Below are 17,692 nucleotides of genomic sequence, written 5' to 3'. Positions count from 1 at the left end.
TTCTTTCTATTATTTCCTCACATATTAAGTACATCAACATAATACAGCGTATCGTCCGTCTGAAAATACATAACAGATCCGCGGCTATAATAATTAACAAATTGAATTGGTTCTCCTAGTTCATTACGAAGATTCATATCATGCATATGATTATTATTTAAATCATAAACAACCAACTTTTTATCTTGCGTAATAAATACTAATTTATCTTGAGCAACCGCAAAACTTTTCGACCATATTTCCCTAATTACATTTATTTCATTCCACGACATATGAAATTTTTTATCTTTCATTTGAACTAAAGGAAATTCTGAATAATAATAGAGCCAGACGTCTCCATCTAACACATTCATTGCATAACAATCATCTATATAAGGTATATTATATTTTTCTACATATTGATCATAGCTATCAAAAATCAATTGACCGGTAGAATCAAAAGCAACTATACCATTTGCTCCAATTGGGCACTCTCCAAAAATCCCTTCATCACAATAACTAACCCAAATATCTTCATTCACATCAACCTGACAATCTTGAATCCCTTCTCCTGTATAAAACTTAACATATTCACTTCCGTCCGGATTATAAATAACTGCATTCTCATCTTCATAATTAAATATAAATAGCCATCTCTCTCCGATTCGCTGCATACACATCACAGATTCCACATCAATATCTACGTTTAAATTAATATGACTTAGATTCCCATTATTTTTATCTAAATAAATAATACAAGGGCGATTCTTATCGTCTTGTACTAATAAAATTACATTTTGTTTATAGTCCACATTCATTTTTCTAAATTGATAGGCTTCAACAATAGACTTAAAACTGATTAACTCTTTACATACGATATCTTTCATATAGATAAAAACCCTCTCATTAATTCTAAACATAAAAAATAAGCGTTAAACTTCCTTAATTTTAATAAGTTTGACGCTTACCTTCAATTGATAAAAGTTCTATTATTCTTCATTCTTTTTCTGCATTTATAAATGATGTGCTTTCTCTTCTCATTCAAATAAAACTTTCAATACTACTGAACAAAATTAAGTGCTCTGCATGGAAGTTTGTATGATTAGACATTCTTTACATAGATAAAAATATAAAAAACTCTCTCCTATTTGAAAAGTTATTCCTCCTGTAAGTCCCCCTTCATTCCCATAATCTTCTCCGGTCAACATAGCCACATAGTTCATACTTTTCGAGCAACAAGGACACGTTGCCTCTATAGAATCTTCTATGTATAGGGGTGCTCCAAGTATTCTACAAATATAATCTCTTCCCATAGCATCAAAAGCTTGGTCATTTTCATCTTCATCACAAGGGACATCATAATTCTCCATCGTTACTAATTTCATATCATACTTCGGCAAAGGAACTGGTATCTTATCAATTAATTCATACTTCCAATTAAACATCTCACTTTGAGTAATGGTATGTATAGAACGTTCCATTATATTTATTTTAAAATTTTGCATATCTTCATATAAGGAACAATTTAAACAAGTAATTAATGGCAACTCCTTTAATTCTTCTGTCTTAAGTTCCTCTAATCTCGAATCATTCAAATCAAAGGTAAATATTTGATGTGCTTGTTCATTACATTGCGGACATATAGGAACTTTCCAAGTGTCTCCACCAAAATAATGACCATATCCCTCTTCTCCGCAAATAACTCTAAACCCTAATTTATTCATACATTTGCCTCCACTTTATAATACGGATAACAGTTGTTATCCTTCAGTTATACTCGATTACAAAATTTCTATTAGCGGATATCTCTTCTACAAACTTTTGTTTCTTTTCTAACTTGTATTCCATGCAGAAATCTATTAAATGAGAAGTAGACCAAGTCACATTTCGAACTGGATTTCTCCTAGTGTTTTCATTTATTTCTCCCATTATTTCCATATCAAAAATAACCTTAAGAGTATAATCGTCAAATACCATTCCATTAAGCATCAATGCTGTCAAAATGTTAGCATTATCGATTTCCTCTTTAGTAGGTACTGTTTTCAAATGTAAATCGAATATAACACATAGAGGAAACACGTCTTCCATCAATTCAACAATTTGTCCGAAAAAATATGTTTCATTTGGTAAAGAGATAGAAAATACATCCCCAACTTTCCATTTTTGTTTTTTAGGTCGTTTCCAAGATTCAATGAATTGTTCATACTCTCTTTTATTCTCAAATGTAAATTCTTCGTCTATAAGCTTATTCACCAAAATCGCAACTTGTAACATTGTCTTTCCATTTGTTGAATATATCTCTACACAATCGCTCTCTGAATCAAAACGGACTTTACCTTTTATTCCCGCTTCTTTAACTTGATTTCGTATAAAAACCATTGCATCATAATTTGTCTCTAAATCTAAAAGCCCGGCTAAATCCTCAAAAATGATATATTCTTTTGAACTAAAATCTGGTATAAACATACGTATTTTCCCGATTTGTAACGTATAATTTAATTCATTGAATAGTACTGATTCCATTTATTCTCTCCTATAACACGCTCTTCAGCATAGTAAACAAATCATCATTTTTTCCGAACATAAAGATACTATATAATACTCATCTTTAAAATGCCCTACTATATACTCGCGTCGATATCAAAAACTTGTAAAATATCTTGCTCTAACTTTATTGCATTAAAATCAGACTTAGCCCTTTCCCCTAATATTCTAATAGATTGAATAATATTTCTAATTATCAATATTTTTCTCGTAGCATAATCTGCAGATAAAAATGTTTCATAGTCAATCCTTAATCTAAAATCTGCTTCTTTACTCTTCCTTTTAAAAAGCTTTCTTTCTTTAAAAAAGCCCGCATCTTCATATTCCGGAGTTATTTTAGCTACTATAGGGATTATAGCTATTTCTTCTACTTCGCTACCATAATCATTACTATTTAATCCCTCAAGTTCACTACCGATTTCTGAAATTATATTTATAAATTCCTCAGCAATATCCCCTTCTAATTCACCACTTAAAAAAAATCTCATAATCATTCATCCTTTTCAATAATCGCTTTTATTTAGCGGGGGACGCTTTTCATTATGTTTCTTTTTATATGCTAAAGTCTTTTTATGTTGCCATTCATGCATTTCTTTTTTTGTCCCCTTGGCTTCGAATAGCATATAAGCGTTATGCTGCTTATAAAATTTTTGTGTATACCTTGCAGTTCCTTGTGTTGTCTCACCATATTTTAATACCGCATGAGTTTTTTTATCTCTTAAAGAATACCCTATAGCGGGTGCTTTTGTACTATGCGAATTTTTGTGGACTTCATCTTTTGGTTTTGGTGTTGGTTTAGTTTTTTGTATTCAAATTTCCCTTTAGAATATCCAATAGAGAAACCGACTGATAAAGATAAGGCCTTTCCAATACTGCTATAACTGTCATAAACAGCCCTTGCTCCTGCTTTTGCTCCTGCTTTCGTTGCGTACCAAATCTTTTTTCCTTTACTCTTCCACGCTTTGTGTCCATCCGGATCAATATTCATCACCGGATTATTATCACCATACGTATACCCATTCATCGTAATCGGATCATCTGCATCACCCGGATCAGGATCCACCGATAAGAACACACCATTCTCTGGATTATAATAACGCGCAATCAGATAATACATGCCAATCTCTTTATCATACATGTATCCCGCATATCCAAATGGATTGTCTGCTGCGATATCTTTCGTATCACTCTTTACTACGTTACCCCATGAATCATATTCATACGTTGCTACAACTTCTTTATTTTGATCTGTCATCGCAACTACATCACCACGAGGGTTGTAGTGATAGTATAACGTTTGTCCTTTTGATTTCATCGCTAGGCGCGTGCCACTTGTTGAGTATACATATTGACGAAGAACATTTCCACTACCATCTGTCTCGTACAACGGATTAATACTATCTCCATCATAGAAATAACGTGTTACTTGATCATTTACACTCTTTTCAATACGACGATTATCCTCGTCATACTTATAAGTTGCGAATGCATTGCTCTCACCTTGTTTTGTAATCGCAATAATTTGGTCATTTTCATTCCATGTATACTTGTACTTTCCATCTGATGTACGATTTCCATTTGCATCATACGTTAACGATTCATTTCCGAATAATACTCTTTTTATGAATGATTACTTGATAGAGAGTTGAACACGTCAACTCTTCTTTTTAAACAAAGTTTGATGAAAAATTTTAATAAAAAGTGAAGAGCCCATTTAGACTCTTCACTTTTCTTTACACTTAGACCTCGATAAATTAAATTAATCTATTTAAATTTATTCATAGTAGGCTGCCGCTAATAACACCTGCGCAATGAAACCCCATGATATATTTTCAGGCATTTTTTCACCTCTGTTTTGATAGACTCCCTCACAATCATTTAGCCATGCTTCCATGCCCTCTAAATAATCCTCTATTTTTATATTTTCCCATTCATCTTTATTCTCTTTAAAATCTTTTTGCAAATAAAATAGAAACTCTATCAGTTTTTCTTTTGAATCCACATTATCAATTAAATTATAGATATCCACATTATTCCTCCTTTTATATTTTTTCTACTACCTCTAACTGCTATAGATTCCCCTTAATTTTTAATAATTAAATTACCATTCCTTAGTTCCTTTTGTCTTACTCTTTAATACGTTGCCCACGCGTCACCTTCACATGCAATAATAGATACCGAGATTACTCACGCTATATAAACAAAGGCGAAGTCTTCAAAGAGACTCCGCCTTTTCAACGTCCAATAAACTTCAATACTTACTAGCGACTGTATAAACATCGTTTCTCATTTACCAAGCTGTTTATGTTTTTTTCAAAATTCACAACAGAACTAGTAATATTTCTACATCCTCTTTTATTTAATTCTCATTATAATTTCCCGAAATATTTTTAATAAACTCTTGATCTTGTACTTCATCTTCAAAATTCAAGGATATAAATTTATCTAACGAACTCCAATTATAAAACGGTGTTAATTTATGTTTTAAACCACTCTCATTTTTAATTGCAAGTATATTAATCCCATAACTTCTATCTCCAATAATAATCCATTCTTTTGATGGAGGGAACCAGACTACTACAAATGAATTATGCATAATAGAATCCGCCATACTGTCTTGAGGATATTCTTCTAATACATCCATGTATTGGTCTCCTGTTAAATCACAAGGAAGTTTCAACCAATTATAATATCCAAATTCCTTATAATAATATTCTTCAGGGTGAGGATCTAATACGCCCATAATAACAAAAGAATCATGTGTAGTTTGAGCTAATTTTCTTATTTCATTCCAGCCATCATCATACATTAAAGAATCAAATTCACCAAACATATAATTTCCATAATCGTTTTGAAACACTTGATTTGGTAAGCTTAAATCAAAATGAATCATCCCGTCTAATTCATGCTTCCACTTATCAAAGACTTCCTTATTTTTAATACTTAATGATTTTAAATTCAACCTCTCTCCTCCTAATCTATCCTTTCAATCTAATTTTCAATGTAGCCCTTTGTTTACCTTTTGGAGTATAATCTGCTGTTGGTTTTTTTGTTGACTTTGCGTTATTTCTTACAATATATTTTGCGCCATTTTTTATCATTATGGACACATTCCCATCTTTAGATTTACTAGCTTTCCACCCATTTTGTGCTAAATTATTTTCAAACTCTCTTCTCGTTAAATTGGTCTGCCTATTCCTAACGATAGTACCCGGTTTTGTAACATCTTTATAACTAGAGGTTTTATTCCCTATGTTCCCCTTGTATTTTTTAGCATTTTTTGTAATTTTAGATATTTTTTGTACCTTTTTATAAGCTTTATACCCTTTATAGATACGATATCCATATATTCCAGCAATAATAACTGGATGATGTCCATCAGCATCTATTTTCATCACTGGATTATTATGAGCATATGTGTAAGCATTTTGAGTGATTGGATCATCTTCATCACCCGGATCAGGATCCACCGATAAGAACACACCATGGTCTGGATTATAGTATCTCGCAATCAGATAATACATACCAATCTCTTTATCATACATGTATCCAGCATACCCAAATGGATTGTCTGCGGCGATTCCTTTTGCGTCGCTCTTTACTACGTTACCCCACGAATCATATTCATACGTTGCTACAACTTCTTTATTTTGATCTGTCATCGCAACGACATGACCACGAGGGTTGTAGTGATAGTATAGCGTTTGTCCTTTTGACTTCATTGCCAAACGTGAACCATCTAGTGAATATACATATTGACGAAGAACATTGCCATTTCCGTCTGTCTCATATAACGGACTAATACTATCTCCATTATAAAAGTAGCGTGTTACTTGACCATTTATACTCTTTTCAATTCGACGATTATCGTCATCATATTTATAAGTTGCAAATGCATTGCTCTCACCTTGTTTTGTGATAGCAACAATTTGGTCATGTTCATTCCATGTATACTTGTACTTTCCATCAGACGTACGATTGCCATTCGCATCATACGTTAACGATTCATTTCCGAATTTTACAAGTTGATTTCCTTCATTGAATGTTGCCGCTATAGATTTTGTTTCTTTTCCATTCTCTACAACTTTCACACTTGTACGGTTTCCAAATCCATCATATGTGTATGATTTACTTGTTCCGTTTGGTAGTGCTTCATTTAATAATTGGTTAATCGGGTCATATACAAAGTTTGTTTCTGTTACTTTTCCGCCCGCACCTTCATGCTTGATCTTCGTACGGTTACCCGCTTGGTCATATTCATATCGTTCAGAAAGTAGAATACTGTTTGATGTACCTACTACTAAATCTTTTATTTTGTTCGCATGATCATAGTTGAAGGTAGAACCTGAACCATTTCCAGCTGTATACGTACGAACATTTCCTTGATCGTCATAATCAATTCGATATGTTTGCGAGCCATCCGTCACACGAATGTTTTGATCTAACATGTTGTAGTCATACGATACTTTATTTGTGTATCCGCCTTGCGTTACAGTTTGTTCTGTTTGTTCTTTTAGTTTTTCTGTCTTACTGTTTGCTTTGTCGTGATATGCCCAGTCAACTTTTCCCCCTCGGCTATCTGTTGCACTTGTGACGCGGTCAGCCTTGTCGTATGTATTTGTACGTTCTACGCCATTTGTGGTTATTATTAATTCAGTACATATTTTCACAATAAAAAAAGACTATCTAAAATTTAATTTAGAATAGCCCTTCTTTATTGTTACTCTACAACCTGCGTTTCCCATCCGTCATAACTATCACAAGTTCCACTATATAAAACCGCTAACTCAGCCATTTGCTTTGTTTCTTCCCAAACATTTTCTTTTGTTGGTATACAATTTTTCCCCACTATAAATACATAGAAACTTAATCCTTCTTCTGATACTTGTTCAGATGGTTCATAAATATCATAGCCTTTTTCATGTAGTACATCTGCAATTTTCTCAGCCATCTCTATTGTATCTACTAAAAAGTAATGTTCTAGATAGTGCACTTTCGTTAAATTAGATCCTGCATCCTTCAAAGCTGCTAATGTTTCTATATCCTGATTTTCTCGTTCTTCTCTTTTGTGATTTTTTTCTAACATCTGTAACATCCCCTTGGATCACTTTGTAGTATGGACGAAAGTTGCTGTCCTCAACATTAGTTTTTTGGTATTCAAACTCTATAATTGTTTATAAAGTTGTATACTGTTCTTTTAACCAATCTTCTATAACATATTGTCCTATTATCCCGGATGGATTTTTGATTTTCTTTGCTTCTTTTTCTGTAATTCTTTCACAATCACTTAAAGGAATATCTGCATTTCCTCGACTCAAAAAATAGCTCCCATCATATTCGGAAACAAAATCTGGCAATTTATACACATCTGGATTAAATACTGTCTCAGGAACGCTTCCAACTATACTCCATTCACCTTCCATCCAACCAGACCACGCAGTATATGCTGTAAATAATACTTCTTTTTGATTAGTATAATATCTTTTCAATTCACTTATACGTAGTTTTTTATCTGTAAACAGAGAAAAATATTCTACATATGTTTCCTCATCATAAGGGCGTGTAACATTTTGTCCTTTTACTAACATTCCATACGCATATTTATCTATTTCTTGAAGTTTTATAGCAAAAACCATACCCGGTTTATATGCTTTTTTTCGACGTTTTTTTAGTTTAAACTTACAGTCTACTACTTCCTGTTCTTCTAAAAGAAAACTTTCACTCTGCATTGCTAATGCACTTTGTAACATAACTTCTAACTCACTTATACTTGGTAATCTAGAAGGTCCTTCATTATATAGCTTTTCAATCTCTTGAAAAGCATCCATTAAAATATCAATTCCATCATCACTTATAAGCAGTCTTTTCTCTTGTTTTTCTTTCTCATAAAACGACAACTAAACTCTCTCCTTATACTAAATTATTTCTTTTTAAGTTTATTATATGCATTTCTTGACTCTTTCATATAATCTTTTATTTTTTTATTTTTCATACCTATGGGTCTTATTTCATTTCTTAACTTCTTTTTTCCACCATTTTTTAAATATAATCTATGTTCCAAACCTCTTGCTTGACCATAAGATAAATCTTTCGCAACAACAGTCATCTGTAAATCTCCATGTTTTCCTCTTTTATGGGCTGACTTACGAGCTGTTACATCCGATGTTCTTCCTATATATCTAATAGCTCCTTTTGAATTCTTCAGAGCATAAACTGCATGTTTAGCGGCTTTAATTCTTGATCCGCCAACAAACCCAATAGCACCTGCTGCTACTACACCTTTCCAATTCTTACCTGATTTATACGCCCCATATCCATCATAAAGCGCAAAACCAGCATTAATTAATAATGTTGGTGAATGACCATCTGGATCTACATTCATCACCGGATTATTATCACCATACGTATATCCATTCATCGTAACCGGATCATCTGCATCACCCGGATCTGGATCCACCGATAAGAACACACCATGGTCTGGATTATAGTATCTTGCAATTAAGTAATACATACCAATCTCTTTATCATACATGTATCCCGCATACCCAAATGGATTGTCTGCTGCGATACCTTTTGCGTCACTCTTTAATACGTTACCCCATGCATCGTATTCATACGTTGCTACAACTTCTCTATTTTGATCTGTCATCGCAACTACGTCACCACGAGGGTTATAGTGATAGTATAACGTTTGTCCTTTTGATTTCATCGCTAGGCGCGTGCCACTTGTTGAGTATACATATTGACGCAGTACAGTTCCACTACCATCTGTTTCATATAACGGGTTAATACTATCTCCATCATAGAAATAACGTGTTACTTGACCACTTACATTCTTTTCAATACGACGATTGTTTTCATCGTATTTATAAGTTGCAAATGCATTGCTTTCACCTTGTTTTGTGATAGCTACAATTTGGTCGTTTTCATTCCATGTATACTTATACTTTCCATCAGATGTACGATTCCCATTCGCATCATATGTTAACGATTCGTTTCCGAATTTGACAAGTTGATTTCCTTCATTGAATGTTGCCGCTATAGACTTTGTTTCTTTTCCATTTTCTACAACTTTCACACTTGTACGGTTTCCAAATCCATCGTATGTGTAAGATTTACTTGTTCCGTTTAGTAATGCTTCATTTAATAGTTGGTTAATCGGGGCATATACAAAGTTTATCTGCTATAATTCCTTTTGCATCACTTTTTAATAAGTTTATCTCACCTGCCATATACGTTTCTACCACTAAGCTACCTTAATATATACAAAGAAAGAAGAGCTTATATAAGCCCTTCTTTCTAAAAATAGTCCTCAAAATAACCTAAATCTTTTTCTATCCCTTCAGCACATCTGGATAATCACTTGATTTACCATTAAAAAAGTTCAATCCGATTTTCTCTTTCATTTGTTTTTCTAATAATAAAATTTCTTCTTCTGTCTTATTATCTAAAACTGTTAATAGTCCCTCGTTTAGAGGAAAAGAATTAGACCACGAAAGGGATTGAAGCTTATCTTCCCCTATACAATCAACAAATAATTTCCCGAAATGATTATATTCAAAGATTCCAGGGATTCTATTGTCTATCGCGCCTGTTATATGTTGTCTATTTATGATCCCCTCATCACTAATATATCCGTATATAGCATTGAATTCTGATACCAGCTTTTGAAATACCACTACTATTTTATCCTTATATTTCAAAAAGACCTTGTTTGAAAAACCAATTACTAAATAGTTGACGGTTTTTTCCTTAGGATTTTCCCACCAATTTACCATCAGGGAAATACCTTTTCCTTTTCCCAGCATTCCACCAGCAGTACCTACCATCTCATCTAACTCAAAATCATAGCACCCTGGTTCAGCAAGTGTCCACATTTCAATGGCTTTCTCCATAGAAAATTCTTTATTAATTGGTTCATATAGCGCAATCTTTTGAAACTCTATCCCAATCTCTTGAATCAGCTGAAAAAATATCTTTGCATATATTTCTGAACTAATATTTTCAGTTGTATAAATATTTATTTCTACCATAATAACCCTCTTTTGTATATTTATTATTTATTATACGTATAGTACTTATTTTTCCCATGTCTAACTTTTATTGTTCCCTTAGAATTTTCTATCAATTTTTTTAGTGGTTTAGATACTTTAGAGTGTCTAGAAACTATCAAATCAATAGGTTTTCCTGTATTCCCATAGTCTCTAAACTGCTGAGTCTTCGATACTTTTCGGACATCTTTAATTTCCGTAATTCTCCCTTTAGACAAACTATCAGGAATCCGGCCATTTACCGTTTTAGTATTTTTCTGTAATCCAAGTTCTTTTAATACTTTCTTTTCAAAGCTTCGACCTCTAGCGTATCTATATACATAGTGTCCACCTTTTTTACCTAATTTTTTAGCTGCATAACGAGCTACATGAGGAGCAGCTATTCTTGCTCCAACTACTACAACTGGAACAATAGGTATATTACCATCTGGATCGATTAACATTACTGGATTATTATCTACATACGTATATCCATTTTGTGTCACAGGATCATCTGCGTCACCCGGCTCTGGATCTATTGATAAGAACACACCATGCTCCGGATTATAGTATCTCGCAATTAAATAATACATGCCAATCTCTTTATCATACATGTATCCCGCATATCCAAATGGATTGTCTGCTGCGATACCTTTTGCGTCACTCTTTAATACGTTACCCCACGAATCGTACTCATACGTTGCTACAACTTCCTTATCTTGATTCGTCATCGCAACGACATCACCACGAGGGTTGTAGTGGTAGTATAACGTTTGTCCTTTTGATTTCATCGCTAGACGCGCGCCACTTGTTGAGTATACATATTGACGTAGAACATTTCCACTACCATCCGTCTCATACAACGGATTAATGCTATCTCCATCATAGAAGTAGCGTGTTACTTGACCATTTATACTCTTTTCAATACGACGATTATCGTCATCGTATTTATAAGTTGCAAATGCATTGCTTTCACCTTGTTTTGTGATAGCTACAATCTGGTCATTTTCATTCCATGTATACTTGTACTTTCCATCTGATGTACGATTTCCATTCGCATCATATGTTAACGATTCGTTTCCGAATTTGACAAGTTGATTTCCATCATTAAACGTTGCCGCTATAGATTTTGTTTCTTTTCCATTCTCTACAACTTTCACACTTGTACGGTTTCCAAATCCATCATATGTGTATGATTTACTTGTTCCGTTTGGTAGTGCTTCATTTAATAATTGGTTAATCGGGTCATATACAAAGTTTGTTTCTGTTACTTTTCCGCCCGCACCTTCATGCTTGATCTTCGTACGGTTACCCGCTTGGTCATATTCATATCGTTCAGAAAGTAGAATACTGTTTGATGTACCTACTACTAAATCTTTAATTTTGTTCGCATGGTCATAGTTGAAGGTAGAACCTGAACCATTTCCAGCTGTATACGTACGAACATTTCCTTGATCATCATAATCAAATCGATACGTTTGAGAACCGTCTGTCACACGAATATTTTGATCTAGCGTGTTGTAGTCATATGATACTTTATTTGTGTATCCGCCTTGCGTTACTGTTTGTTCTTTTAATTTTTCTGTCTTACTGTTTGCTTTGTCGTGATATGCCCAGTCTACTTTTCCGCCTCGGCTATCCGTTGCGCTTGTGACGCGGTCTGCCTTGTCGTATGTTTTCGTGCGTTCTACGCCGTTGACATGGTCTTTTACTTTCGTAACTTGTCCATTTTGATCACGTTCGAATGTAAATGAATCTTTTCCATTACGTTTTTCACCAACGACGCGATCAGCTGTATCATATACAGATTCTAAAATAGAGCCGTTTGGCATTGCGGTTTTAATCTTGTTTGCATTTTCATCATACGTATGTTCAATACGGCGGTTTAATGCATCGATATACACTGTATTTTTATTATCTACATCATATTCATATTTGTGTGTTTGTGTTTTTCCACCAAACATGACAGATTTCTCTGTTGTATTTCCATTATGATCGTAACGATAATTTACAGAAGTACCATTTTTTAATGTAACTTTTGTTAATAGATTATCTTTGTTGTAATCATATAGTTTTGTATTTCCTTTTTCATCTGTTTCGCTCTTTTTATTTCCTGATGCGTCATATGCGAAGCTGTTTTTCTGACCTTCTTCATCATACGTCGCAACAACATTTCCGTCGTTGTCGTACTCATTTTTAATAAGAGCGTTACCTTCTAGTAAACGAATGTCATCAAACCATACTTTTCCTTTATTCTCTCTTCTAAATAGAAGGTAGACTTCCATACGTTTAATTGGTTTAGTAGCAGGAATGACAACTGCACTACGATTCCAATCATTTGTACCACTTGGGAATTTTGCTTGATAGTTCGTACCACTACCATCTTGGTAATACACATCTGCCCAGATAGAGTAATCTCGTGAGAGCTTATCTGGTGCGGTATTTTCTACATTCTGAGATTTAGACATCCCTGTTAATGTAATTGTTTCTGCCTTTTGTTGGTTTAACTGTATGTGCGCACCGTAGCCTACATCTGAACCGCCATATTGACTGCGTTCTATTACAATAGATGAATCTCCTGCAAAACTTTCCTTACTAGATAGATCTTTCGCATCACAACTCGATCCATTGCCTCGAATCCATCCAGGAATACAACCCTTTTCCGTCATATTTTCAAAACTACTATTTTCAATCGGGTTAAAGCTAGAAGAAACTTCTCCTTTTTCCAATTGTACCTTATCAAACCAGGCCGAACCACCTGCATCCGCTCGGTTATAGTCAACTTGCAAATAAACTCTGACTTTTCTCGTTTGATCTGTCGTCTTAAAAGTTCCTTGGCGATTCGTCCAATCTTTTTCGCCCTCTACCCTATTATGACGCGTATCAAACCAGTTATTTCCATCACTAATTGGTTTGCCATCTTCTTTTAATAACTGGACATTAAAAAATGCACCTGCATGATTTAATGATGTTTTCATCATCCCGCTTAATGTATACGTTGTATTTGGCTCTACCACAACATCCTGAATCGCACTATGGTATCCCCAGCCAGTATTTTGTGCCTGTACGATCATTCTTAAAGATGAAGATCCGCCCAATCCACCCGGCGCAAAGATTGTATCTTTTCTCAACGCTCCTTGGCTATTGCTCTTTTCTTCAGTCCATCTCTGCGTATCACTCATCTCAAAACTTGGATTTTGAATTAGGTTTTCACCTGTCCCTAACTCCCTAGTTGTTTCAATTGGATTTCCAAATTGATCATATTGTATGAAAGATGATGTATTCGCTGCCTGGTTCGTTTCAGACACTTCTGTATTTGCAGCCTTATAAGCAACTGTTGTTTCACGATTCTCATTATCTGTTGCTTTAACAATCCCATTATCTTTATTGTACTCAAACTTCTCCGTTCCCATTTCATCAGTAACAGAAGTTACATTACCATTACCATCATAGGTCGCTGTTTCTGTTTGATTTTTAGGAGTTGTTGTTTTTACTAGATTATTCGCATTATATTCATACGTCGTTGTTAAATTCAGACGTCCCACATCTTCAACCGTTTTCACTGGATTTCCAGCATCGTTATACGTATAAACAGTTTTACGTCCTTTAGGATTCGTTAACGTAACTTCTTTCGCACCTGTATTATATGCTAATGTTGTAGCTTTCCCTAATGGGTCTGTCACTTTTACTAATCTATCATTCTCATATGCATACGATGTTTTATATGGTTTTGCATCTGTATGTTGCGGGTCATAGATAGACGTTAGTACCCCATTATCATATCCATATTTATATACTTTTCCTTCTGGAGTTGTAGAAGAAACGAGTAAATCACCATCGTACTTAAATGTAATCGTCTTGTTATCTGGACCGATTACTCTTGATACTTTCTTATAATGTTCATCATATTTCAGTACTAATTCTTTTCCTGAAGCATTTTTTATTTTTGATAAACGGAACTCATCATCATATTCATACGTTGTTGTATTTCCGTATTTATCTTTTACATATCCGATTCCTCGTAGATCTGTAAAATGATAGAAAGTAACTGTTTGATCACTATCCTTTACTTCATAACCACCTGGTACTTGCTTAATTTCTAAATATACACCAGTTGGTGCTTGGTACGTCTTTTCACCAGTTCTCGTAAAGGTAATCGCTGCACCATTTGCAGTATACAAAAGTAAATTATCTTCTGCATCTCGCCAAATAGATTCTTCTACACTACTAGACCAGCCATTACCAAAAATACCATTTCGGCCACCTTGGCTACTATAAGATCTCGTTAAGGAAGCATCTGGACCACGACCAGATAAAGTCATATCCTTTTCTTCCATTAAGAAGTTCCCGTTAAAAGCATTCACTTGCCCATTTAAAACTGGGATAGATGCCCAATAATCAAACATTCCACCGAATCCGAAATCTTCAGAGAACATAGGTACAAACGGCTGTGAAACGCTACTTTCAGCGTGTCCAACCTTACTATAGGCTGTTACACGGAACCAATATTTTTTAAAGCCACCATATTGACCACCCGAATTTCGATAGACTGGTGATGGATCCAACGATAGTTCTACACCTTTTTTATCATGATGCAGTAAAAATTGACCTTTCGCAATTTCATCTTTTGTTGGCCAAATATTTTGGTTTTGCGTTGTCCAATTTGTTGTATTCCCTACATCAAACGCTTCATAATCTTTCCCATTAAATATCCAAACTTTATAGCCTGTTGCTGCTGGAACAGGCTCCCATTTCAATGTTGCATAACCAGTTTGTCGATCAGTGGCATTAACATACATCGAACCTGTAGGTGGATTCATTGTTTCTAACGGAAGAAATGGAACGACTCCATCCGAAAGAGGACCATCCTCAAATGGATACACTGCCATAACACGAATCCAGTAACTACTTCTTTTACTATAATCCCCGTATGGACTTCCTGCTTGAAAAGCATTTTGATATATTGGTCCTGGATTAGTAGGTGCTTCTGCCCCTTTTCCATCATCATGTAACCAGTAACGACCTTGTGCGATCTCTTCTGGTGTCGGGAATAGTTTTTTATCTTTCGTTGTCCAGCTTGTCACATTACCAACTGGAATATATTCATAGTCATATCCGTTAAAAATAGCTAATTTATACTCTTTTGCCCCAGGAATTGGATCCCATTGCACATTAAAGTGACCTGTACCGCTCCCAGTTCCATTTGAATAAGCTTGTGCTTTTGGTGGATTCGGTTTCGCATACGAGTACTTCACTTCCAAGTACGGTGCATCTGCTCCACTTTCAGCTGCAATGAACTTCTTCCAATGACTTTGACCGTTTCCGTTTGCATGTAGCTTAAAACCGTTGTTTGGTCTCGCGCCCTCTACCCATGCTTTCACTGTATTTGTTACATTGAACTGAGCCCATTTTCCGCGTCCCACATCAGTCTGTGCAATGTTGTTAGAACCCGGCTTGTTATTCCAGTTCACGCTTCCAACATTCCATCCACCTGTTACTTCATCTAACCAAACACCATTCGGTTGATTTCCATAATAATGCCAAACGGCATAGGCGTGGAAAGTTGCACTTTCAATCTTTGCACCTTTTAAATTTGAAACATTCGGTTTAACGAATGCAAAGTTTGTTCCAGTTGATCCATCATAATACCCAACTTTTAATGTATAAGCATTTTGACCTGAATCCCAAAGTTTTCCTCCTGAATAATTAGCACTAGCAGATGAACTTGCAGCGTATGCATTTTCAAAGTTACCTAGTTCAACAGAAGGATCTACATATACCGGATATTTTCGTTCTGGTGCTTGTAACCACTGCGGATCAGCTGTAACAGTTAATGTATATGTTTTTTCATCTGTCTTCTCAATATTGTAACGAACCGCATCTGACGTTACAGCCTCACCTGATTGTTGATCCACATTTGAATCATTCATATACGGTTTCGGTAATGTGAAGACTTTTTCTTTTTTCTCATTTTGGAAGTCGATTGAACCATCTTCCTGTATATTCGGTGTTAAATCTGTTTCTAATGCAAACGTAAAAATATGATGTCCTGTATACTCGCGTAATACAAAATCTTCTTTTACATTTTCGTTAAACATCGTACTCTTTAAATCAATATTTGGAAAAATCCCTTTATACCATACTGTATTATTTTCATGTGTCGCAGTGACCGGTGACGGCTTCACTTCACCTTTTTCACCATTTGCACTTATTAATTTGTATTGAATATTATGATCTTTTATTTTAAATTGAACGTATTTTCCATCTTGTGTTGTTTTCTCAAATTCTGGTTCTAATTTTGTATTTTCCGTTACAATTTTTTCATTTGGTGCTTCTACTAATTTTGGTGAAACCTCTTCTAACTTTCCATCTTTCTCAATATGAATCGGTTCCGTATATACCTTTTTCGTATACGTACCATCATTATTATCGAAAACTTTCTCTGTTTCCGTTCTTTCTTCTACAATCTCAATCGGACTGGTCTGCACCCTAGCTTTGTCCTTCTTCAATTGATCTGGATGTGGATCTGGTAATTCCTGCTCTTCTTTCTTTTCCACTTCCGGACTTTGTTCTGAATTTGGAGATGGTGTAAACGGTGGTGCCGTTTCTGCCAACCCATTCAGTGGTATAGAAGTAACAATTAATGCAACTACGATAAGTTGAATTACATACCTATACCATTTCTTCTTAACTTGCTTCTTTTCCATACATTCACCCCTGATTCGCATCGGTTAATTTTATACAATAACGAATCTAATGAATTTTAGAATAAAACTCAATTGAAAAAATGTAAGATTTTCAAAAAAGATAACAATTCCGAAACTTTATCGACAATTTCCCTCTTTGTATTACATAATTCGACAAAATAAATTATAATATCAAAGTATATAAAATTATCGTTAACCTAGTGTAATATCTACTTCATTTATTATGATTAAATAATAGATTAACAAGAAAATTATTCCAAAAATCAGTATTCAAAACTTAATTTAACACAAAAAGAATTATCCCATGAAAGAGATTGAACCTATGTCAGGCCTTCAACCATATTTCATATAAGACTACACTATCACAGCAAACAAAAAAGGTGCTCAAAAGATATATTTTGAGACACCCTTCTGTTATTAATAAGTTGTTAC

At 34.5% G+C, this 17,692-nt stretch carries 10 protein-coding genes and 4 pseudogenes; 1 reads left to right on the top strand and 13 read right to left on the bottom strand.

The window, feature by feature from the left end:
• Positions 1 to 17 precede the first annotated feature (17 nt).
• The 6 genes and pseudogenes from KVT31_RS10830 to KVT31_RS10800 all read right to left on the bottom strand — a co-directional run bounded on the left by KVT31_RS10830 (position 18) and on the right by KVT31_RS10800 (position 4,552).
• Positions 18 to 866, bottom strand: a complete 849-nt coding sequence (locus KVT31_RS10830) for a hypothetical protein (protein WP_140392377.1) — start codon at positions 864 to 866, stop codon at positions 18 to 20.
• Positions 867 to 1,052: 186 nt separating this feature from the next.
• Positions 1,053 to 1,703 carry a hypothetical protein gene (locus KVT31_RS10825; RefSeq protein ID WP_088095470.1) on the bottom strand — a complete coding sequence of 217 codons (651 nt, stop codon included), beginning with the start codon at positions 1,701 to 1,703 and terminating at the stop codon, positions 1,053 to 1,055.
• 43 nt (positions 1,704 to 1,746) lie between these two features.
• Positions 1,747 to 2,502, bottom strand: coding sequence for an Imm26 family immunity protein (locus tag KVT31_RS10820; protein ID WP_088095469.1), 756 nt, complete (start codon positions 2,500 to 2,502; stop codon positions 1,747 to 1,749).
• 98 nt (positions 2,503 to 2,600) lie between these two features.
• Positions 2,601 to 3,011, bottom strand: a complete 411-nt coding sequence (locus tag KVT31_RS10815) for an Imm44 family immunity protein (RefSeq protein WP_088095468.1) — start codon at positions 3,009 to 3,011, stop codon at positions 2,601 to 2,603.
• 302 nt (positions 3,012 to 3,313) lie between these two features.
• Positions 3,314 to 4,147, bottom strand: a pseudogene (locus tag KVT31_RS10805) (RHS repeat domain-containing protein); the annotation flags it as partial.
• A gap of 150 nt (positions 4,148 to 4,297) precedes the next feature.
• The gene (locus KVT31_RS10800) at positions 4,298 to 4,552 is read right to left on the bottom strand and encodes a DUF7660 family protein (RefSeq protein ID WP_088095466.1); all 255 of its coding nucleotides are present in this window, start codon (positions 4,550 to 4,552) and stop codon (positions 4,298 to 4,300) included.
• A gap of 160 nt (positions 4,553 to 4,712) precedes the next feature.
• Between KVT31_RS10800 and KVT31_RS30995 the strand changes: the two are divergent.
• Positions 4,713 to 4,799, top strand: a pseudogene (locus tag KVT31_RS30995) (IS6 family transposase); the annotation flags it as partial.
• Positions 4,800 to 4,882: 83 nt separating this feature from the next.
• Here KVT31_RS30995 and KVT31_RS10795 read toward each other — a convergent pair.
• The 7 genes and pseudogenes from KVT31_RS10795 to KVT31_RS10765 all read right to left on the bottom strand — a co-directional run bounded on the left by KVT31_RS10795 (position 4,883) and on the right by KVT31_RS10765 (position 17,260).
• Positions 4,883 to 5,485: a hypothetical protein gene (locus KVT31_RS10795; RefSeq protein ID WP_088095465.1), complete on the bottom strand. Its 603-nt coding sequence runs from the start codon at positions 5,483 to 5,485 to the stop codon at positions 4,883 to 4,885.
• A gap of 16 nt (positions 5,486 to 5,501) precedes the next feature.
• Positions 5,502 to 7,160, bottom strand: a pseudogene (locus tag KVT31_RS30245) (RHS repeat domain-containing protein); the annotation flags it as partial.
• 83 nt (positions 7,161 to 7,243) lie between these two features.
• Entirely contained in the window at positions 7,244 to 7,609 is a 366-nt protein-coding gene (locus KVT31_RS10785) for a ribonuclease E inhibitor RraB (protein WP_088095464.1), read from the bottom strand.
• A gap of 88 nt (positions 7,610 to 7,697) precedes the next feature.
• Positions 7,698 to 8,420 carry an Imm26 family immunity protein gene (locus KVT31_RS10780; protein ID WP_088095463.1) on the bottom strand — a complete coding sequence of 241 codons (723 nt, stop codon included), beginning with the start codon at positions 8,418 to 8,420 and terminating at the stop codon, positions 7,698 to 7,700.
• Positions 8,421 to 8,443: 23 nt separating this feature from the next.
• Positions 8,444 to 9,706, bottom strand: a pseudogene (locus tag KVT31_RS10775) (RHS repeat domain-containing protein); the annotation flags it as partial.
• Between the two features lie 151 nt (positions 9,707 to 9,857).
• On the bottom strand, positions 9,858 to 10,556 hold the full coding sequence (locus tag KVT31_RS10770) for a hypothetical protein (RefSeq protein WP_088095462.1): 699 nt from the start codon (positions 10,554 to 10,556) through the stop codon (positions 9,858 to 9,860).
• Between the two features lie 23 nt (positions 10,557 to 10,579).
• Entirely contained in the window at positions 10,580 to 17,260 is a 6,681-nt protein-coding gene (locus KVT31_RS10765) for a DNRLRE domain-containing protein (protein WP_088095461.1), read from the bottom strand.
• Positions 17,261 to 17,692 lie beyond the last annotated feature (432 nt).

The sequence above is a fragment of the Bacillus sp. GbtcB14 genome (assembly GCF_019091205.1).
GTDB lineage: Bacteria > Bacillota > Bacilli > Bacillales > Bacillaceae_G > Bacillus_A > Bacillus_A cereus_AG.
The sequence above is the reverse complement of the archived record's forward strand: the minus strand, read 5'-3'. Positions and strand labels throughout refer to the sequence as shown.

What these genes read in the sequence shown, in the direction of transcription:
- KVT31_RS10820 (WP_088095469.1), bottom strand. Translation starts at nt 2,502, where the DNA reads ATGGAATCAGTACTATTCAATGAATTAAATTATACGTTACAAATCGGG.
- KVT31_RS10785 (WP_088095464.1), bottom strand. Translation starts at nt 7,609, where the DNA reads ATGTTAGAAAAAAATCACAAAAGAGAAGAACGAGAAAATCAGGATATA.
- KVT31_RS10825 (WP_088095470.1), bottom strand. Translation starts at nt 1,703, where the DNA reads ATGAATAAATTAGGGTTTAGAGTTATTTGCGGAGAAGAGGGATATGGT.
- KVT31_RS10815 (WP_088095468.1), bottom strand. Translation starts at nt 3,011, where the DNA reads ATGAGATTTTTTTTAAGTGGTGAATTAGAAGGGGATATTGCTGAGGAA.
- KVT31_RS10770 (WP_088095462.1), bottom strand. Translation starts at nt 10,556, where the DNA reads ATGGTAGAAATAAATATTTATACAACTGAAAATATTAGTTCAGAAATA.
- KVT31_RS10830 (WP_140392377.1), bottom strand. Translation starts at nt 866, where the DNA reads ATGAAAGATATCGTATGTAAAGAGTTAATCAGTTTTAAGTCTATTGTT.
- KVT31_RS10765 (WP_088095461.1), bottom strand. Translation starts at nt 17,260, where the DNA reads ATGGAAAAGAAGCAAGTTAAGAAGAAATGGTATAGGTATGTAATTCAA.